Below are 19,376 nucleotides of genomic sequence, written 5' to 3' on the forward strand. Positions count from 1 at the left end.
CGATGGGGCGCACAAACCCAACGTATCGTGATGCCCTGCGAGCCATTGAAGAGCGCTGGGCGGATTTCCGGCAAGCGCTCCGCCGTCGCGACCAACCGCACTTCGACCAGCTGTTCGAGTACGCTCGCGAGCATGCCGACGCGAGTGGCCTGTTGAACCACCAGAATCCGCTCGTCCCGGCACTGTTTAGCATCGATCTCGAACAGGAGGCCAGACTCGATACCCACGAGGAGCGAATCGAGGAGCTGGAAGATGCCCTGGAAACGCGCCGAGATCGACAACAGCGCGAGGAGACCGACCGATGACGGACCTCAAGACAGTCGCGTTCGACATCGAGACGACGGGGTTCGCAACAACAGACCAGCTGACTGTCGTCGGGTTCGACGCAGCGATTAGCTCCCGCGTGTTTCTCAATACTGGCGGACGGACGTCCCCGCCCAAGCTCGAACAGCGCCTCAATGAGGAACTGCAGACGCCGATAACACTCTCACTTCACGACAGCGAGGCGGCGCTTCTCGAAGCGATGACGGAATTTGTCGGCTCAACGCTCGCCGATCAGGAGGTCAAACTAGTCGCGTACAACGGCGACACCTGGAACGGTGGCTTCGACCTGCCCTTCCTCCGAACGCGGCTGACCGTCCACAATCTCGGGTGGCCATTCGCTGAGCTTCCGTACGTCGAAGTACTGGATATCTTCGAATCACGGTTCAACACGACAGGGGATACACTGGACGGCGTCTACGAGGAACTCATCGGGGCCGGTCTCGGCGATCTGGATCCGTTCACCGACAGTGCAGCAGCGGTCACCGCCTGGGAGAACGGAAACTTCGAGCAACTGGTTTTGCACAACGTCGCAGATATTCGCCGGACGCGAGCGCTGATGGAACTGGCAGAGCGGTACTGTTCGAAATCAGACTTCTCGATGAAATCACTGGATCCGGTAGTCAACTGAACCTAACGATGCCGTTTACAATCGATTTCTTGGACGACGGTCGTGTAGTAGAGTGGGAAGCCACGGCTGATGGCGTCGTACCAACCGAGCGCAACGACTACACGCCGCGGTTCTACGTTGCGGCACGATCTCCTGAGGACGATCCAGACCTTGCAGAACTTCGGACACAGTACGAGCGGCACCCAGATGTCGTGAGGACCGAAGTCGTCACCCAGCGACCCGGTTTTCGTCGCGACGACGAACCCGTACTCGCCGTCGACGTCCGACATATCGACCGTGTTACGTCGCTTGCGCGTCAAGCACGGCAGCTATCGGCGTATCCAATCGGGGACCTCGCCTGTTTTAATGTCGACTTCTCGCGGGAATTCCGCTACTGTCTGGAAAACGATATCAGCCCAACGCCGGCAACGGAACTGTCGACACTCCAACTCAGCGTCCCGGTGACCGAAACGAGCAACGACGTCTATGGGGAGTTAACGGTGGCCGGTGACACAGTTACTGGCTCACCGATTGAGCTCTTGAGTGCCGTGCGGGCAGCGCTCGAAAAACACGATCCGAACATCCTGGTCTGCTCGACGAGCGAGATTATTCCGACGCTGTACGAGATGGCGACAGACGCCGGCGTGGACGACTTCTCGCTGAGTCGGTGGCCCGAGGTCGACTACCAGCAACTCGCCGGTGAATCGACGTACGCGAGCTACGGGCAAGTCGGGCATTCGCCAGCGCGGTACAACGTGCCCGGTCGGGCGATTATCGACGAGTCGAACACGTTCTTCTACGGAGAGACGAACCTTGACGGCGTCCTCGACCTTGTGTCGCGCTCGAAAAAACCGGTTCAGGAACTAGCGTGGGCGTCGATTGGGAACGTACTCACCGCCATCCAGATCTGTGAAGCCCACGACCGCGGCGTCCTCGTCCCGTGGAACTCCTGGCGCCACGAATTCTTCAAGCCGATGGGAACACTCCACGATGCCGACCGTGGCGGTTTCATCTTCGCACCCGAGGTCGGAATTCATGAGGACGTTCACGAACTCGACTTTTCCAGCCTCTACCCGAATATCATCTGTACCCGAAACGTCTCACCAGACGTTATCCGGTGTGACTGTCACAGCGACCGCGACGACGTTCCTGGGCTCGGCTACTCGATCTGTGACGACCGGGGCTACCTCGGCGACGTACTCCAGCCGATCATTGACGCTCGCGACGAGATCAAAGCGGCCATCCGTCGGGAGAAGGAGCGGGACGACCCCAACGGGGACAGACTGGCAGAACTCGAGGGGCGGTCGGGAGCACTAAAGTGGATTCTCGTCGCCTGCTTCGGCTACCAGGGATTCAGCAATGCGAAATTCGGCCGCATCGAGTGCCACGAGGCAATCAACGCGTTCGCTCGCGAGATTCTGCTGACGGCGAAGCAGCGACTGGAAGCCAGCGGCTGGCGCGTCGTCCACGGTATCGTCGACTCCATCTGGGTGACCCCAGACCCCGACGTCGACGACGATGCTCGTGAGGACCTCGAAGCGCTCGCGACGGAGATCACCGACCGCGTCGAGATTCAGCTCGAACACGAAGCCCACTACGACTGGGTGGCGTTTGTCCCGCAGCGCGATAGTGACGCCGGCGCGTTGACGAAGTACTTCGGGAAGGTCGCCGGCGAAGACGACTTCAAGATACGCGGTATCGAAGCTCGCCAGCGGTCGACCCCACCGTTCATCGAGGACGTCCAGCGGGAGTGTCTCGAACGATTTGATGCGACTCGATCTCCAGAGGCCGTCCTTACATGTCTCCAGAAAGCAATCGACCAACTCCACACCGGGAAGGTGCAAGTAGAGAGACTCGTCGAACGGAATCGTGTCTCCAAGCCGCTGGAGGGCTACACGCAGAATACCCAGAACGTGGCGGCGCTGAAGCGGGCTCGCGATCAAGGTCTTTCTGTCCACCCTGGACAGGACATCGAGTACGTGGTCGTCGACGACAAGAAGAGTTCGCGAGAGCGGGTCGCGTTGGCCCACGAAAAGATAGAGTCGTACGATGTGTCGTACTACGAGACGCAACTAGTCAGAGCTGTCGAGAGTATACTGTCTCCACTGAGATGGGATCGGTCGAAGATTCGTCGAGAACTCGCAGAGATACGGGTGCCGGAGTTGACGGTTTTCGCAAACACGGAGAATATCTAACCAACATAAGAGTGGTTCGGCGGGTTTTGTTGGTTAGCTAGGATGCAAACCAGGTCGAACCCCCACACCCCGTGTGCGATATGAATTTGACGAGAGGATAGGCTGAGAAAAATCATCTAAAGGATACGGGATTCGGCCAGAGAACCTATGAGAAGACGTAGGACAGACGATGACATCCAGCTCACGAGGAAACAAATCCAGGAACGAGTTTGGTCGTTTCACGAAACGTATCGTTTCGTTTCAACCAACTCTAGTTCTAGTACAGATTTGGTTAGCAGAGTACCTAAATAAAAGTTCCGCTCAAAATAATTCATCCCAGTATTGGTGCTTCTGAGATCTCTTCTCCTTAAAATCATGGATTTCTGGGATCTCGATGTCCCTCTTCCCGAACACCCCCTCCCATCGTTTTCTGATTTCATATCGCACACGGGGTGTGGGGGTGACCTACCGACGAGACCTCATCTCACTCGAGATTGTCAAGACATATGCTCGGCACTATCCGGGTCGAGATCCCGTCTGATATTTCATCTTGCACACGGGGGGTGCCTTTACCGAGTTGTTCTGACTCGTATCGGCATCAACCGGAGTTTGATGAGATATCCGGAATTTCATATCGCACACGGGGGGTATTATGATCAATTGATTTCGCCCACGGTTACGGAATCCTACTGGTTGACCCCTTCTAAACACGCTCTTTCGGCTGAATTCAGCTTATTTAACCTCGCACACGGCACCCATATTTATTTATAGTTTCGACCTAACTGCGGAAATATGGCTGATGGCGACGATCAACAATCCCTCTCACAATCTATCAAAGGCCGTCTTCAGGAGGGAGTCCAAAACTCTGTTTTTCGAGATAAGGGACTTCTTGACCCGGATGCTGTCATTGACGAGGACCGAATTGTCGGTCGGGATGACCAGCTGGACGATATCATCACCTACCTACGACCGGCACTGCAGGGGAATCGCCCACCCAATATGCTCCTATATGGGCCATCGGGAACTGGGAAGTCACTCATAATCAATGCGGTCTGCCAGCAGGTTCTCGAACTCGCGAATTCGCAAGGAGATAGGTTTGGTGTTATCAAAACCAACTGTCAGACAATCAAATCGCATGACAGAGCTGTCTATCGTCTTGTAAAGAACGCAGCCGAAGAAGCTGGCGTCGGTGTCGGCGTCCCCGAGAGCGGGATTTCGACTGACCAGAAGCTCAATCGATTCTACGAGATCTTGAGCAATAACTTCGACTCGGTCATCATCATTCTTGACGAGGTTGATCTCCTAGTGGGCCGGCAACGCGATCCGAACGAGGAGCCGGCGTATTCGAAACTGCTCTACCAGCTATCGAGAGCATCACAGCTCGGTCGCATTGAGGGCCATGTGTCCGTCGCTGCACTCACGAACGATCCTCGATTCATGGAGGATCTCGACGGCCGGGCTGAGAGCTCGTTTAATCCTCAGGACGTCGTTTTCCCCGACTACGATGCGAATCAACTGCAGGCGATTCTCCAACGTCGCCGCGACGCGTACCAAGACAACGTCCTTGAGGACGGAATTATTCCAATCAGCGCTGCATTCGCTGCCCAGGATCACGGTGACGCACGGAAAGCGATCGATCTATTTCGAAAGGCAGGTGAAATCGCTGACAGAGAGGGAGAAGATACGGTCCGTGAAGAGCATGTTCGCGACGCTCAGAAAGAGGCCGAACGGGACCGGACGCTAACTCAGATGCAGGGACTATCCACACAGAAGAAACTCTCACTTTATGCCACTGCGATTGTTCCTGTTCACTCGAAGCGCAATTTGAATGCTGTCCCCAGTACGGTTGCCTACCGGGTGTATCAGTACCTCACTGACATCCTGGATGCCGATGAAAAATCGCGCGACTCCTATTTGCGATATATGAATGAAGCTGAGACCTACAATTTCGTCACGTCCGAGAAACGTGGGCGCGGCTACGGCAGTGGTGTCCACAAGGAGTACACATTCATTGACGATCCGGAGGTGGTCGCCGAGACCCTCCAGACTGACTTCCGACTTGAAGGTGCTGAACACGACGATGATCTCATCAAGTCTGTTGTCAACGCTCAGATAGACGATTTCTTCGAAGGGAACTGACGTAAAAAGTCCCCCGACGCTGGCACTAAATTCATTTCGCACACGGGGTGTCCACCTCTGACTCACCAGTCAATTCATCTCTCATACGGGGTCCCATCTACAAACGACCGGATTCATTTCGCATACGAAGGATGGTTCCGGTGAGTATAATATTAGAATGACTATGTATGTCTGACAACGGTACGCAAGATTTCATTTCGCACACGGGGTGTCCACCTCCGACTCACCAGTCAATTCATCTCTCATACGGGGCCCATCTGCAAACGATCGAAATCATCTCGCACACGGGGGGTGTCAGCTCAAGACTGTCGGGGAATTCACTTCGCACACGGGGTGTGATACGGTCAGATGACGGCAGCTGTCGGCTTACTCGTCGGGATTAACTGGCGATTTATATTTTGACTTGACCTTCTCTCCCTCGCGCCACTGCCAGTAGTAGTAGCGATTGTCGTTGATCTTCTTGATCGTGATCGTCGCTTTGGCCGGGACGTCATCCGGAAGTTCGTCTGGTCGCTCTTCATCAGATTCCTCCTCAAGGCGGGCCTCGCGAGCTTTGTGCTCTGCCAGCTTCTCGGCGTAGCGTGCGACGTGCTGGAGTTGGTCTGGAGAATAGTTATTGAGCGTGTTGACGATATTTGTCGGGAGTCCCGCTGGCGGCGTCGGTGGCTCGTAGGACATCAGCAGTCGCCTCGTGTTAACCAACAGTTTGCTAGAAATAAAATCTTGTTGGTTAATCAGATGTTATGTCCCACAGCTCCTGAAGAGCTTGAATAGCAAACTATCGCTGTGGGCCTGTTGACTAGATCGAATTACCTTTGCGGAACAACATTTTATAACTTGACAATTCTATCTGAGCGCCGAGAGTCTGAATTCCACCTTCAGCGATATACTTATAAACAAATCGGTAATACTGGAATATATGAGGGAGGCGGAGCTACGGGTTATCGGCTGTTTGCGGAATCGGTCCTACTCGGTTGGCGAATTAGCCGATGCAATCGATAAAAGTCAAAGCTGGACGTCGGAGGTCGTTGGCGACCTCGAAAACGACCATCTTGTAAACCGAACCGACGGCGTCCGATTGGCCACCACGTACGAAGCGTCACTGCTTGCCGAGCTCCTCGACCGGTACGCACTCGAGAAAGTGCTGACAGGGACGAAAGAGGATATTTTGGGTGCGCTGCTCGGCGGCCCGGAGACGATTTCGGAGCTACAAACACAGGGCTTCGCCAAGTCCACACTCTACAAGCATTTGAACGAGATCCAGGAGACCGGCGCGATCGCACACACGGACGACGGGTATGCTATCACCGATGACACGCTTCGGTCGTTTCTCGAAACCAGAACCCGAACGATACCGTTCGAAACCGAATACCGCGCGAACGGTGACCGACTCGTCGCGACGAGCAAGGACACCGTCGACGGAACGCCGACTGCGTTCTCAGCGTTCACCCGCTACGGCGTCGACTATCACCCAGCGAAAACCTACGTCTACCAAGGTGATCGCTCGCTAGAACTCGAAGAGATTCTGATCCATGCGGTGACCGTCGCTGAGAACAAGAAACAGATGGCGATGGCTGGCGTGTTCTATCTCACACACCGCGCGACCCTCGACACCAGCGACCTGTGGCGGCTCGCAAACAGGTGGGAGTGCGTCGAGAAATGGGCAGATCTCTTTGCATACATCGATCAGCGGGAGGTCCACGACGAGGAGTTCTTCCTCCCGTGGGAGGAATTTATCGATCTCGCGAACGACTATGGGGTCTATCCGCGCGGCCAACATCCGGAAGACAGCCTTCGACGGGGGATTGAAGAGCTTGGAGACCATCTGGAGGCACCTGTTGACGTGTATCTTCTCGGGGGCGGCAACCTCATTCTGCGTGGGTTGAAGGATTCGACGAAGGACGTCGACCTCGTCGTTGCGGACGGACAGACGTTCTTTGCAATCGCTGAATCGCTCCGGAACCTGGGATACGAGGAGCGTAGTGACTTGGAAGCGGCGTACAACCAGCTCGATCCCAGTATTGTACTGGAGAAGGAAGGGTTTCCGCGCTGGGACATTTTCGTGGAGGCGGTCGCCGGCCAGCTCCAGCTGACGCCGGCAATGATCGAGCGGTGCGACCAATCATTCGACTACGGCAATCTCCAGGTACATCTGCTCTCACTGACCGACATCTTCATGTTCAAATCGATCACGGAACGCGAAGGCGATCTCGAAGACGTCGCACTGATTGCCAGACAAGCTGACCTCGACTGGGAGAGCATCTTACAGGAGATCAAGACTCAGGAAGATCGTACTGGCCAATTCTTCTCGTTTGCTGTGCTCGATACGCTCGATGTCCTCGATGAGCGGCACAATATTGTTGCGCCAATCACGGACCGGCTCGTCTCGTACTGTCTCGAGAACGCGTTGCTCGTCTCGCTGGAGGCCCCGAAAACAATCGAAGATCTCCGAGAAGAGCTGGATTTCCCCGATCACCAGATCTACAACAAACTCCGGAAGCTCGAAGAGGAGGGACAGATCACCGTCGACCGTAGCGGTCGGCTCAATACGTACCAGCGAGCTGAATCGACTGACCGTTGACTCTGTAACAAAATAATGTGCCTCTCTTGGCAAATGCGTGACCACCACGCGACCTTCGAGTCCGCACTCACGATGCTCGACCGGATGTACGAGGATCTGGATCTTCCCGTTGCATACCGTGAAACCGAGGGTATGAAGGCATATACGCAAATCGTGCGAGACTTTATAGGTCGGCAGAGCCAAGATTCGTTTGACTAATGAATCTGGACAACGCGGTTGAAGAAGCTCTCGCAACATACGGGATGTCGCGGAGCGAAGAGGCCGAGGAGACGGGCCGCACAGTCGCGACGCTCCAAGACTAGCGCACGCCGCTTACTCGAGGTTCCGAATTTTCTCTGCGAACTCCGCTTTGGATAGCCCAGAGGTTTCCATCAGACCGGGGTTATCGGTACGCTCAACTGCCTCTTCGACGAATTCGATCCAGAGCTCCTCGTGCGCTGTTGCGTAGACTGCTTTCGCTTCTGAGGGATACATATCCAGCTCATACGCCGTCAGGTCGATCTGGACCTCGTGTTTCCGCTCAAGCGTTGTCGCTCCGAAGTCAGCGAGATGCTTGAGTAGAACATTCTTCCGACGAACCGTCAAGAGACGCTTTGACTCGTTAATATACTCGTTTACCCATTCCCGCCAGTCATAGGTCTCTGAGTTTATTTCTACGGAGGTCTCTGGCATCGAGAAATCGGGAGCAATCCGACGGAGGTAGAACTGAACCAGGGCAACTGCAGTCCGATGGTTCCCATTCGGAAGCGCGTGTTTGAGAATGATATTTGAGGCGAGACGGCCTGCAACATCAGTCGCGCTGCCCTCCCACGATGTCCGGTTGAGCGCGTCTGGGAGTGCATCGATGTCGATGTTCTTGTACGCTTCAACGGGAACTCCTTCTTCTTCCTCGTTCTGGGCTATGAGCGCTTGATAGATCTCGAGGAGCCGGGCAACGATGGTACCGTTATCAGCACCCATCTCTGAGAGTGCCTCGCCAAGATCGAATTCGAGATCGCCGACGTCCCCACCACCGACGCGGGACGTATAGATAACGAAGAACTCTCTGTCAAGATCGTACTTGCGAACCTTTACAGCCACGTCATCATCGTACTCGACAATCCTGGCAACGATCTCTGATGGAGTGTCGTGGACAAAATCAAGAGAGAATTGATTGTCGCCCGGATGATGATAATAGACGTGACCCATCTACCTGATTCGCTGTACTCGGAGGAGCATCTTAATTCACTCTACCCGGGTTTCTCCCGGTCGACGTTGATTCGGAGACGATACTTACTGTTGTAATTTCCCCGCTCGCTTCGCGTCGGATCCAGCAACGAGTACCCACTCGTGAACGACGCGACGAGTTCCTTGCGGGCGGGGAGGTTGATGCCGAGCTGGCCACCAATCACGCGAAGCGAGTCGCGGCACGCCGCGACGAGCGTCAGCTGATCACCGTGGCGTCCCCGCCAGCGTGATCGGCCTGTTTGGGACGAGCCGCCGCGGAACAGCCGTTCTCGCGGCGGCTCTTGGACTTTGTAGCCGACGACGCCCAGCTCAATCAGCTGCCGAAACATCCCGCCGAACGCTGGCTGAGCAGAAGACATATCGGCAAATTAGCGGCGGTTCAGTGTAATTATACGGTCTTTCCGCATCTTTACATAAGAGTGACCCTTATTAACCAACACTCGTCCTCAAACGGCGGGTCGTGTTGGTTAAGAAAGCACCGGCGCTGTTGCAGCGGCTATGTGGGGTCGACAGGGAGCAACGATGACTGCCGTCGTCTGCGACTAGCGCCGCCGGGCAAGTACAGTAGCTGGCCAGGACACTGAATCACTCGGAGAGGAGAGAATCATGACCGAGCGTGGGCAGCGCCCGGTACAGGGAGCGTGGGACCCGGGCCCATCAACGATAGCGTGGGTGGGTGAATGTCAGAGGGGTGTCGCAAGCGGGGACCGGATCCATTTAGATAATCTATGGCTTTATGGTAATAAGCTTTCAGTTTCGCCCCTGCCGGTCACAGGAGATGCCCGGTGACGACCATCGAAGTCGGCGAGGTCGTCACGTTGACCGAACTCGACAGCGATCCCCCGCTGCTCGTTCTCACGGTCGATGAGCGTTCACCGTCGCGCTGCTCGCAGATCTCGCTCACGAGACCATTCAGCGGCTCGAGACCACTATCAGTGACCGTGAGGGACGGCAAGATATCGTGACGGCCGTCGCGACCGCCGATGGTATCATGACCTTCACTGTGCCGCCGGCTGAGGTCGCCCATCGCAACGGACCCGGCATTCAGAGCTGTCCGCCGCCCTAGGGAGGTGAAGGGTGATGCGCGGCCCATCAGCTGTTGCGGTCAATCCATGCACAGAAGGCTTCAAAGTCTTCGGCGCCGGCGTCGTCGGCGATATCGTGAAGCGTTCCGATACTGACTGAATCGTGGGAGGGAACCACGACCGTCCGGGTGTCCGTCTCGGTGTGGTCGGCCGGCGGGTCCCACTTCAGAATCAGGTGGTCACCTGTCGTCCGGACGTGCCGGAAGTTCCCGACGTTCACCAGCACCTTGTAGAGTTCTTGCCCGGAGAAATCTCGCGTGACCATCGACGCTACTTCAGGATATCCGGCAGTTCGTCACTCTGCTCGCGAGCAGCGTCGGGTTCGACGCCCAGCTCGCGAAGCTCCTCGTCGGTGGGTTCGTGGCCGGCTTCGCCCGCCAGCGCCGCGACCACGTCATCAAGGGCGGCGAGGGCGGCGGCTCGCGTTTCACCCTGAGCGGTGACTTCGGCCTCAAGGTCCCGAGCGGTCCACTGGCCGTCGGGATTCTCGACGAGCCGGATTTCCCGACCAGTGTTGTCGGGGCGATCAGCGCGTGCCATACTTCGGTTAAGACTGTCCATGGGCAAAACAGTTCGGACGTGACGGAAACGGCGCTGTGATCCCGTCCAAGGGGGCGGAGAGTGATGGCTCGTGTGACCCCGCCGATTGGTACTGCAACCGAGCCAGCGGTCACAGACGGCCAGGCGTGGCGGCTGTGCTACCTCGTCGGCGTGTTCGTCCACTACACGGAGTAGACCTGCGACTTTGCGACCGTCCAGAACTACTACGACCAGTACCGCTGCGGGGACTACGGCTACGGTGTCGTCATTGAGCGCCGCACAGAGGTGCGTCGATGACGGGCCACGGGAACTACTACGGTGTCGACGGCGCCGGCGGGTTCCCCTGCGCGCTGGCCCGGGAGTGTCGACTCGAGAGCATGGATACGACCCGTCAGACCGTCTCCACCCTCCAAGCGGTCAGCAACGATATCGTTGCCGTGGTGAAGGTGGTCTCCTGGCCGGGTCGGAAGCCGGCACGCCTCGTGATCTCGAACTTAACGATGTCCGATTGTCCTTCCCTGATCCCGAGGAGCTGGTTCCCGATATCGGATCTCGCTCCGTCTCGGCGGGCGTCCAGTGTCGCCTGGACGTCGCGGAGCTACTCTCGACGAGCGAGCTTGCCACCCAAATTAGCGTCACGACCTAGACCCTCGCAAACAACGAGGCGTTCTTCGCCGACCTTGAAGCGGCCAGCTTGCTTGAGCGTGAGGCCCCGCTTCGGGACACGTCGATGTGACAGCCTCGCTCTCGCTGGGTGTGGACCCGACGCCGGAGATGACGCCAACCTCGCTACTGACGGCCGACTGATGGAGGATCTCCGTTAGGCTTAGTCTCTCCATTTCTCACATTGCACACGGGAGTGTACGCCTCATAGCTCATTTTGCATACGGTGGATCACGAGTTTCCAATTCACACGAAGAGGGCGGTGGGTTCTCATTTTGCACATCGGGTGTGAGCCACAGGACAGCTCATTTTACACACGGGGGGTGTACGCATCATAGCTCATTTTACAAGGGTAGATTTTTCCTCATCGTGTAGAGACTCTCTCACACCACGTCGGAATCTAGTTCGGTTCTGAGAAAAGTGAGTCCTTCCTCTGTAATGATGTAGTATCCGGTATCGTTGACATCCATCACGAGATCATGCTCAGTTAGCCGAGCAAGACGTCGCTTGACCGTTGAACGATGCGGAGATGCGATGTTTCGGTATTCTAAATTAAATAGAATCACACGTGGAGGGACAGCCGCTCCGCAATCGGCCAAGAACTCCAAAATGGGTTCGTCGTACTCACTCCACCAAGGGGGCTGCACACACCACGCTCAAATCTCGGGATATATAATACATATCGACTAAGTTACAACAATTTGTTGCAACTCGCAACGAAATAGGTTACCTTTATGTAGTGGCCGAAATTGTAACCTCATGTGTAGCTTGCACAGATGACCGTCATTAACCTACACGCCAGCTTGTATGAAAACAGACAATCAGACTTCAGAAGACAAGATCCACCCGCAACCTTTGCAACGATTACTCGGCGTGCTGCTCCCCGATACGACTGTGGAAATCACGTGGGAGCCGTCCGATGAATCCCCTACCCAATCGATGTCGGCAATCATTACCAGTGCGGAATTCTCTTCAGCTCCATGCGTGAACTGTCCGGAACTGAATCAAGAGCTCATACTCACCGACACAGATGCAGAAACCATCGAACTCGTCCCTCGAAGCGATCCTAATCGTGACTCTATCGGTATAGTACGAGACGTAGAAATTACCGAACTGCCGCTCCAACAAGTACCAGTAACAGAATCTGGACCCCAAGTCCCAGATGACCTCGTCGGCGAAACCGGGTTTTTAGACATCGAATATCCCGGCCATAACCAGCAACTCGTGATCCAGGACGGACTCAAGGCGTATGATGAACGACTCAGTGGTATATTTGAACAAGAAGTGACAGATATTGTTGGAGTTCAATACGTTGTGAAAATGTCTGGGTGTGGCCCCAGCCGGATTATATTCGAGCATGCTGGAGATGATGCCCAATGAAGCCTGTCAATTATGTGTGGACTGCTAGCCAGTTTGAGGAGCGGCTCGTTGACACCCTTCCCGAAGATCACTACTTTGTGACCGGGACTGTGACTGAACCGGGGGAATGCTACTATACCGTCCCGGTTGATCAAGAACGAGAGTGTATGCATCTCTGTATGGATGCCACAGTCGGATACGATCTCAGTGTGTTCGCTGGACAGGGCATCGAAGCGATGCAGAATGCCAAGTTTCCGGTCTGGTCAACGGTAGCTGTTCCGAAAGCGTATCTCTCAGATGCAGCACTGGACGCTGTCAGCGACGAGTAACCCATCTTTTCGTCCTCTTCGGGAAACACTCCATTGTCAATCTGTACGGGGTGATGCCGCTTTCATTCTCACAGGGGGGAGAGTAGCGTGGGTAGTTCCGAACTGATTTATCATCGGGGTTGTCTCATTCTCCTCTTGTGTCTCCTGCATCTGTGTAACGTACGACTGGGCTGTCCCTCCATCCCGTGTCGGTGCCTGCCGCCGCCTCGCCCCGTCAGTGCGCAGCCCTCTGTCCCGTTCGTAGTTGTCCCCCTCACCTGCCCGGCCGTCGACCCAGCCACCTGCTGCCGCCGCGCGCGACCGCCGTTCCCCCCGCTGCCCTGAGTGCGTTCGTGTCCCCCACCGCCGTGTCGTTCGTTGGGATGGTCTGGCCTGTTTCGTGGTGGTCGTCGTTGCCGTGTCGTGTCTCCGGTGGCGCCGCCGTTGCTGGTACGCCACTCAGATCCTTGGTTACGGAATAGGCGTTGCCATGAGTTTCCTGGGGTCATCGAACTGTTCGGAATCGACGCTTCCGTCCGTCCCCACGACGTACTGGTCTGCCTCTGGGTAGTGCGGCTTGTCAAATTCCCCGATACTTTCCAGCACCAGTATCTCTCCGTCGGCGAAATACTTTCCCAGGAGTCTGAGAAATCCTACATCAGCCCGTCCCTCGCTCGGGTGGTGTACATCGTCGCGAAACGACGACTCGCTACTGGACAGCGTCACCTTCGTCCCGTCTGTTTGGTACTGGCCGTCGTATCGATAGCCGAGTTTTGTTGGCCGGCCACTGAGGAGCTCCTCGACATCGTCGATATGTTCCTCGGGGATCTCTATTGCATTCGACTCGTAATTACTAATCCATAATGATAGCATTCGCGGTCATCCTCCCGGCGCTATAGAAACTATTCTGCCCTGTTCCCGCGTTGGTCGCTGTGCGAGGTGTCCGGTCGAGTTGTCGTCGTTGCCGTGTCGTATCTCCGGTAGCGTCGTCGCCGTCGCGGTGCTGGTTGCTTGCTTAGGTGCCCGGTTTCCGAACGGCCGGTGTCCCGAGTTCGTCTGGCGACCGGAGCGATTCGGTTTCGACCTCGCCGTTTGCTGGGACGACGTCTTGGTACGCATCCGGGATGTGTCGCGCCCCGGTGTATCCGACACTCCGAATCACCAGCACTTCACCGTCGGCGAGATACTCCCCCAGCCGTTCGAGGAACTGGTCGGTGACTTGCTCATCTGCTGGAGTCCAGGCGTCGAACGTCGTTGCAGTACTGAACAGCACCAGCCCCGTCCCGTCCAGTTCGTACTGGCCGTCGAATCGGTAGCCAGTGTCAGTTGGGTCGCCGCCGAGTAACTCCTCAACTTCGTCGACGTGGTCGGCAGCGATCTCTACAAGATTCGAGCGGTACATCCCAGTGTAATTCATTGGTGGCTCACTCATCCGGCGCCATAGAAATCTCTCTCCCCTTGCCCCCGGTCTGGTCGCTGGCCACGTTGTCCAGTCGTTCGTCCTGTCGCCTCGTCACTGTCGGCTGGCCTGTTTCGTGTCGGTCGTCGTCGCTGTGTCGGTCGTGCTGTTCGTCGCCGTCGTTTCCTCGTCACTGTCAGCTGGTTCGTCCTCGAGTGTTCGGTCCTGCGAGTCCCCATGTTTCCACTCGTCTGTCTCCACCCCAGGGTCCCCTTCGTTGTATCAGGTTTCTGGTAGTCCCCTATTTGGTGCCCCTGTTCCTGTTTTCTCGTTTCCCCCGTTCGTTCTCGGCTCCGCCTGTTCTGATCGCTACGCGACTACCCACTGGATAGGCTCCCCCCTTGGACCCTATTTATGTAAAATCGCGAGCCTACACACGACGGGCTGAGTGTATAATTAGAGGTTCTCTAAAGCTCTCTCGGGCTGTAAGAGCCCGTCCACGAGAATTATGGGTAAGGGGTAGTTAATTACAACTGCCCCGAAATCGACTGCAGTCTGGTAATTAACAGAACTATCGGATGTTTGCCATTTTTAATTACAATCACCCCCAATTCGACCGCCATCGTGTAATTACGAGCCGAAATTGGGGGCAAAATCCGATTATTACAGACCCCCGAAATCCGCTTGCCGTCTGGTAATTACGGTTTTAATTACTATACCCCGAAATTCGAACGCCCTCTTGTAATTACTCATTGGGCAAATCGGCTGGTTGGGGGGTTCAGTGGCAGCGAGCCGATTAATTATACTCCCCCTCAATACGGTTGCCGTCTGGTAATTACTGGATTAATTACGAGACACCGTAATTCGGGTGCCGTCTTGTAATTAACAAATCGGAACAATAACTGGGTGGTGTAGGCAGTGGGGCGAGACAATTAATTACAACTCCCATCAATACGGCTGCCGTCTGGTAATTACGGGTTTAATTACTGATGGGCCATATTCAACCCCCGTCTTGTAATTACAGCGAAGGCAGCCAGAGGAGACTGCGTAATTACAGAGTGCCGGTATTCGACTGCCGTCTGGTAATTACGGGTTTAATTACAACCCCCTCCAATTAGACCGCCATCGTGTCATTATCCGGCTGTAAACTCGATTTTGTATTGGGATTGTGATACAAGCGGCTGGAATCGACTTAGATTGGGCTGGGAGTGGCCTTGGTTCACGGAGGGATGGGAGTGTGAGATGGCACTAGCCATGCGCTCGGCGAGCAGCATGTGGCCTCCTTCCAAGCGGGTGGTGTCGGCACTGCTGCACTGATGGCGACAAAGAAGCGGTTCGCTGTGGAGTCGGTCAGACCTCGTCGCGGAGGTTGTTGATACTCAGGAGTTTGCCAGCTCCGGGTTCGTCCAGTGCCTCACTCATCGTCTGGAAGTTTCCAGACCGACTTGACATATCTTTTGAGGTGTATCCACTGAGCGATTTGAGTAGTCTTTCGGCCCCATCGAAGTTCTCGACTACCCACACAGCGTCCCCTGGCGCGGTTGCGAGCGTTTCGTAGTCTTCCTCGACGTGGCCACGTTTCTCGGGTGAGGTCTCCACTTCGACGAACTTGTCTGTGTTATCGGGCGACTCAGGCGTCCGCTTGGCGTAGACGTCATAGAGCGCGGATCTGTTCTCGGGGTTGTGGTACATCTCGACCTCGTAGCCCAGTTGGTCGTAGTACGTCGCCGCTAGGCGCACACCGATTCGATGGGTCAGGCTCTCACCTCCTTTCTCGCCGCCACCAGCTGGTGAGAGGTCCCGGTCGATGAGTGCTTCTGCCTTTGTCGTGGGCTCGTAGTACAGTTCGTTGTTGCCGAGTTTGGTCTTCTCGAGGAACTCTTCCTCGACGAGATAGCCGGCGGTATCACTGAATGGAAGGTCAGACATTGGACTGCCCAGCGTGTACCCATCGACCCCGTCAGTGAGTGCGTCAAAGACTAGATCCAGGAACGCTTTGTGTTCGTGCGTGATGCCGTCTGGGGTGTCATCGTCGTCGAGGTCGTGGTCAGACGCGGAGTCGGACTCCTCGTCGTCGGCCATTCGTTCTTGGCTGGTCAGTGTGTCTATCGCGTCACTCTCGCGCCCGACACACATCCGGGCACGACTGCGGCTCCGGACGCTGTCGGCCCGTGCGGTGACGTTGAACGGCCCTTCGGAGTGGCCCGGCGGGATTGGGAGTGGCTTGAGCGTGAGTATTTCTGGCTTCTGTTCGTCGAAGGCATACGACGGGAGTTGGACCACCCATTCGCCTCGTTTGAGGCCGGCAATGCGGTCTTTGATCTCGTCGCCATCCAGGTCTTCGTGGAAGAGTGACTCTGCGAGCAGGTCGTCGGTCGCGACGTTCCCGATGATTTTGGTGTTGACGTTGTTCAGGATTTCCTTGTAGGCGCGGCGGTTCTGCCGTGGGTTCTCGCCCAGGACCTGCTCGGGATACTGCATTATCAGGCCCAGCGAGAGGTTGAACTCACGCCCCTGTGGGAGCAGTTCCTGGTAGACGATTTCGTTGCGAGCGATGTTGGCTGACTCTTCGATGATTACGTTCGCGATGTAGTCCTCCCGGTCTGGCGTCCAGATGGATTGGACGGAAGTCCAGAGGTGTGAGAGGAACAGGACGGTGAATATCTCGCTGCTTTCGCCACGCAGGTTCCCCGTGTCGATGAGCAGGACCTTATTGGAGTTCAGAATGGACTTGAGGTCCAGCATGGGGATGTCCTCTTTGTCGTACCAGCCCGTGGAGTCGTCCCAGTGTTCCTCGCCGACCTCATAGGAGAGCATATCCCAGATGAAGTCTCGTTCTTTCAGCTTTCGAATCCGGTTCAGCACTGCGTCGGTGGTGTTGGTGAACTGGCGTTCGTCCTTTTGGAGATGGGAGATGAGGATATCCCGGACCTGTGGGTCGCTCGTTTTCGGGACGGCGTTGTCGATGATGTGGGACTGGTCGACGTCGGGGTCTTCCTCTTTGTCGGGGTCGTATTTCTTCCCCCACCGCTGGTACTCCTGGGCAGTTTGCATCAACTGTCCAATCGAGAAGTAGTCTGAGCCGTACTCTTCGTCGAAGTTGGCTTTGATGAGATTCGTTAGGACTTCGTTCGCGACGAAGGCTTGATCGACCGTGTCTCGCCCGAGGACGAACCTGAGGAGTTGGAAGTAGTGGTCGATGAGGTCCTGTTTGGCGGTGGCCCGTTCGCGGCCGGCTCCTCTGGTGAGCGGTCTGAGGTCGAAGAAGGGGATGCCTGGGACCTGGCCGCCTTCTTCGGGGATTGTGATGTACTCGACGTCGTCCAGATCACCGAACAGCGTCCGGTGACAGCGCAGGTAGTTGTTACACATCTCACCGCCTTTCGGGTCGATGAGAATCGTGGGCCCATCGAGGAAGTGGTGGGTGGTGAGCATGTCGTTGAGGGTGGCGACGGTCTTGCCGCTCCCGGTGGTTGCGCCTCTGATGTAGTGGTGTGTGAGGTCGTTTGCCGACAGGGAGAGGGCATCGCGCTGGTCGAGTTGTTGCCACCACTCGTTTTTGCTCTCGATGGCGCTGATGTCGTTTTGGTCGGCGCCACGGTCACGGAGGGCGGTGACGGCCCGCCCGATGGTCATGCCTTTCGAGAACTCGCGGAACACTTGTTCGTTCGGTGAGGTCAGGGGTGACTGGGCCGTTGGGCGACCGCCCGAGCCACCGCGACTGGCCTTGGGCAGGGAGTCGATCGAGGGGACGGTGATGAAGTTCGCGATCTCGTCGACGTTGGTGACGAGCATGGGTTTGCGGCGGGTGACTGACTCCCAGCCGTTGGGATAGGTCAGGCCGTGGTTGAGCATCCGCGTGTACTCGTACTCGTTTTGGCCCAGATGTTTCCCTTCGATGGAGTAGAACTGCCCACTGAGGTGATTCAGGCCATCCTGGAGGTTCTTGGCTGTTGTCTCGTCACTGGCGGCGACTCTGATACTCGTGTTGTACGTGTGCGAGGGATTTTTCAGGTCGATCTGGCCCATGCGGCCGGTGCCCGAGCGCTGACCGCCGACCTGTGAGTCGTGGATAGTGCCACCGATTTCGTGTGGGGTATCGCTCCGGTGGCGCTCCTGTCGTTCCTCGTCAGATGCACCACCGAGTAAACCGTCGATGAGGGTGCGCATGAACAGGCCAGCTTGGGAGTGGACGCCTTGTTTGAGGAGCCCTTTCTGGCGTTGGGCCTTTGCGGACCAGTCCGAGCGTGGTTCGAAGATGACCTGGAAGAGAACGGCGCCGTCGGACTGGATTGCGGTTTCGAGGAAGTTCGAAAGCGGGGAGCGTTCGATTTCTTCGGTGTCGAATGTGGTCAGGGTCGTCATCCAGTCTTTCCGGCGTTCCTCCCGGCCTTCGTACCGGACCATGTGGGGGACGTCGTCGAAGACGGAAGTGATGTCAAATTCTGTTCGCTCGAAGTCGTAATCTTCGGGATACTGCGAGCGGGTGGCACTTTCGAGCCGGTCACAGGTGACATCGCCCCGTTCGCCGGGCCCGAAAAAGAAACTGAATTGCGCCTCGCCTTCGGGTTTGTAGATGATGAACTCGAAGTTAGATACCTCTTCTATCGCGTCGATATGGAGCTCCACATCGAGAGGGAGTTTGCGCCCTGAGCCGTATCGGTGGAGGCCATAAAGCTCTCTAGTAACTGTCTCTGAGTTTACTTCCTCTCGGACAGGTTTGATTTTGATATATTCCTGTGAGGCTTCGATTTCTTCTCCACAGTCCGTGGTGGTTTTATCGTCAGTGTCGGTCCCGGATTTTGGGGACTGGTTACTCACCATATGTACTGGATATTATCAGAGACCACTGCACAAAGAGGGAGACACTGAGAATACGGGCGTATCGCTTATATCGAGTAACGCATACGAGTGTATTTATTACCTCTAGTTATGATATGTGGTGTGTTGCAAAATTTAATATATCAACA

16 protein-coding genes and 1 pseudogene are annotated in these 19,376 nt (G+C 56.0%); 8 read left to right on the forward strand and 9 right to left on the reverse strand.

All coding sequences use genetic code 11. The features are described from left to right. Positions 1 to 2 precede the first annotated feature (2 nt). From VJ162_RS16420 to VJ162_RS16435, 4 genes are all read left to right on the forward strand, one after another. Positions 3 to 305: a hypothetical protein gene (locus tag VJ162_RS16420; RefSeq protein WP_324665808.1), complete on the forward strand. Its 303-nt coding sequence runs from the start codon at positions 3 to 5 to the stop codon at positions 303 to 305. Then, entirely contained in the window at positions 302 to 952 is a 651-nt protein-coding gene (locus VJ162_RS16425) for a hypothetical protein (RefSeq protein ID WP_324665809.1), read from the forward strand. Before VJ162_RS16420 ends, VJ162_RS16425 begins: the two co-directional genes overlap by 4 nt. 8 nt (positions 953 to 960) lie before the next feature. Beyond that, positions 961 to 3,126: a type B DNA-directed DNA polymerase gene (locus tag VJ162_RS16430; protein WP_324665810.1), complete on the forward strand. Its 2,166-nt coding sequence runs from the start codon at positions 961 to 963 to the stop codon at positions 3,124 to 3,126. Positions 3,127 to 3,897: 771 nt separating this feature from the next. Next, positions 3,898 to 5,244, forward strand: coding sequence for an orc1/cdc6 family replication initiation protein (locus VJ162_RS16435; protein ID WP_324665811.1), 1,347 nt, complete (start codon positions 3,898 to 3,900; stop codon positions 5,242 to 5,244). A 366-nt stretch (positions 5,245 to 5,610) separates the two neighbouring features. Here VJ162_RS16435 and VJ162_RS16440 read toward each other — a convergent pair whose 3' ends face one another. Then, positions 5,611 to 5,922 (reverse strand): hypothetical protein, encoded by a 312-nt coding sequence (locus VJ162_RS16440; protein WP_324665812.1) that lies wholly within the window; start codon positions 5,920 to 5,922, stop codon positions 5,611 to 5,613. A gap of 241 nt (positions 5,923 to 6,163) precedes the next feature. Here VJ162_RS16440 and VJ162_RS16445 point away from each other — a divergent pair, with 241 nt between their 5' ends. Then, positions 6,164 to 7,825 (forward strand): DUF6036 family nucleotidyltransferase, encoded by a 1,662-nt coding sequence (locus VJ162_RS16445; protein ID WP_324665813.1) that lies wholly within the window; start codon positions 6,164 to 6,166, stop codon positions 7,823 to 7,825. Between the two features lie 312 nt (positions 7,826 to 8,137). Here VJ162_RS16445 and VJ162_RS16450 read toward each other — a convergent pair whose 3' ends face one another. Both VJ162_RS16450 and VJ162_RS16455 read right to left on the reverse strand, forming a co-directional pair. Then, the gene (locus VJ162_RS16450) at positions 8,138 to 9,013 is read right to left on the reverse strand and encodes a hypothetical protein (RefSeq protein ID WP_324665814.1); all 876 of its coding nucleotides are present in this window, start codon (positions 9,011 to 9,013) and stop codon (positions 8,138 to 8,140) included. A 41-nt stretch (positions 9,014 to 9,054) separates the two neighbouring features. Beyond that, positions 9,055 to 9,348 (reverse strand): annotated as a pseudogene (locus VJ162_RS16455) (hypothetical protein); the annotation flags it as partial. Between the two features lie 489 nt (positions 9,349 to 9,837). On the opposite strand from VJ162_RS16455, the gene VJ162_RS16460 reads away from it, so the two are divergent. After that, a complete protein-coding gene (locus tag VJ162_RS16460; RefSeq protein ID WP_324665815.1) occupies positions 9,838 to 10,017 on the forward strand; it encodes a hypothetical protein in 180 nt (59 codons plus the stop codon). A gap of 127 nt (positions 10,018 to 10,144) precedes the next feature. Here VJ162_RS16460 and VJ162_RS16465 read toward each other — a convergent pair whose 3' ends face one another. Next, positions 10,145 to 10,402, reverse strand: a complete 258-nt coding sequence (locus VJ162_RS16465; protein WP_277543699.1) for a type II toxin-antitoxin system HicA family toxin — start codon at positions 10,400 to 10,402, stop codon at positions 10,145 to 10,147. A 5-nt stretch (positions 10,403 to 10,407) separates the two neighbouring features. Next, a complete protein-coding gene (locus VJ162_RS16470; RefSeq protein WP_324665816.1) occupies positions 10,408 to 10,677 on the reverse strand; it encodes a type II toxin-antitoxin system HicB family antitoxin in 270 nt (89 codons plus the stop codon). A 1,470-nt stretch (positions 10,678 to 12,147) separates the two neighbouring features. Here VJ162_RS16470 and VJ162_RS16475 point away from each other — a divergent pair. Both VJ162_RS16475 and VJ162_RS16480 read left to right on the forward strand, forming a co-directional pair. Then, positions 12,148 to 12,720: a hypothetical protein gene (locus VJ162_RS16475; protein WP_324665817.1), complete on the forward strand. Its 573-nt coding sequence runs from the start codon at positions 12,148 to 12,150 to the stop codon at positions 12,718 to 12,720. Further along, positions 12,717 to 13,028 (forward strand): hypothetical protein, encoded by a 312-nt coding sequence (locus VJ162_RS16480; RefSeq protein WP_324665818.1) that lies wholly within the window; start codon positions 12,717 to 12,719, stop codon positions 13,026 to 13,028. Before VJ162_RS16475 ends, VJ162_RS16480 begins: the two co-directional genes overlap by 4 nt. 450 nt (positions 13,029 to 13,478) lie before the next feature. Here the strand turns inward: VJ162_RS16480 and VJ162_RS16485 are convergent, their stop codons facing one another. The 4 genes from VJ162_RS16485 to VJ162_RS16500 form a co-directional block, all read right to left on the reverse strand. Continuing rightward, positions 13,479 to 13,880: a hypothetical protein gene (locus VJ162_RS16485; protein WP_324665819.1), complete on the reverse strand. Its 402-nt coding sequence runs from the start codon at positions 13,878 to 13,880 to the stop codon at positions 13,479 to 13,481. A gap of 142 nt (positions 13,881 to 14,022) precedes the next feature. Then, complete coding sequence (locus VJ162_RS16490; protein ID WP_324665820.1) at positions 14,023 to 14,424, reverse strand: hypothetical protein; 402 nt, start codon at positions 14,422 to 14,424, stop codon at positions 14,023 to 14,025. Between the two features lie 96 nt (positions 14,425 to 14,520). Then, positions 14,521 to 14,667, reverse strand: a complete 147-nt coding sequence (locus VJ162_RS16495; RefSeq protein WP_324665821.1) for a hypothetical protein — start codon at positions 14,665 to 14,667, stop codon at positions 14,521 to 14,523. A 1,089-nt stretch (positions 14,668 to 15,756) separates the two neighbouring features. Next, entirely contained in the window at positions 15,757 to 19,035 is a 3,279-nt protein-coding gene (locus VJ162_RS16500) for an ATP-binding protein (protein WP_324665822.1), read from the reverse strand. Positions 19,036 to 19,376: the final 341 nt, after the last annotated feature.

The organism is Haloarcula sediminis (assembly GCF_035656455.1).
GTDB lineage: Archaea > Halobacteriota > Halobacteria > Halobacteriales > Haloarculaceae > Haloarcula > Haloarcula sediminis.

What these genes read in the sequence shown, in the direction of transcription:
- VJ162_RS16420 (WP_324665808.1), top strand. Translation starts at nt 3, where the DNA reads ATGGGGCGCACAAACCCAACGTATCGTGATGCCCTGCGAGCCATTGAA.
- VJ162_RS16425 (WP_324665809.1), top strand. Translation starts at nt 302, where the DNA reads ATGACGGACCTCAAGACAGTCGCGTTCGACATCGAGACGACGGGGTTC.
- VJ162_RS16430 (WP_324665810.1), top strand. Translation starts at nt 961, where the DNA reads ATGCCGTTTACAATCGATTTCTTGGACGACGGTCGTGTAGTAGAGTGG.
- VJ162_RS16435 (WP_324665811.1), top strand. Translation starts at nt 3,898, where the DNA reads ATGGCTGATGGCGACGATCAACAATCCCTCTCACAATCTATCAAAGGC.
- VJ162_RS16440 (WP_324665812.1), bottom strand. Translation starts at nt 5,922, where the DNA reads ATGTCCTACGAGCCACCGACGCCGCCAGCGGGACTCCCGACAAATATC.
- VJ162_RS16445 (WP_324665813.1), top strand. Translation starts at nt 6,164, where the DNA reads ATGAGGGAGGCGGAGCTACGGGTTATCGGCTGTTTGCGGAATCGGTCC.
- VJ162_RS16450 (WP_324665814.1), bottom strand. Translation starts at nt 9,013, where the DNA reads ATGGGTCACGTCTATTATCATCATCCGGGCGACAATCAATTCTCTCTT.
- VJ162_RS16465 (WP_277543699.1), bottom strand. Translation starts at nt 10,402, where the DNA reads ATGGTCACGCGAGATTTCTCCGGGCAAGAACTCTACAAGGTGCTGGTG.
- VJ162_RS16470 (WP_324665816.1), bottom strand. Translation starts at nt 10,677, where the DNA reads ATGGCACGCGCTGATCGCCCCGACAACACTGGTCGGGAAATCCGGCTC.
- VJ162_RS16475 (WP_324665817.1), top strand. Translation starts at nt 12,148, where the DNA reads ATGAAAACAGACAATCAGACTTCAGAAGACAAGATCCACCCGCAACCT.
- VJ162_RS16480 (WP_324665818.1), top strand. Translation starts at nt 12,717, where the DNA reads ATGAAGCCTGTCAATTATGTGTGGACTGCTAGCCAGTTTGAGGAGCGG.
- VJ162_RS16485 (WP_324665819.1), bottom strand. Translation starts at nt 13,880, where the DNA reads ATGCTATCATTATGGATTAGTAATTACGAGTCGAATGCAATAGAGATC.
- VJ162_RS16490 (WP_324665820.1), bottom strand. Translation starts at nt 14,424, where the DNA reads ATGAATTACACTGGGATGTACCGCTCGAATCTTGTAGAGATCGCTGCC.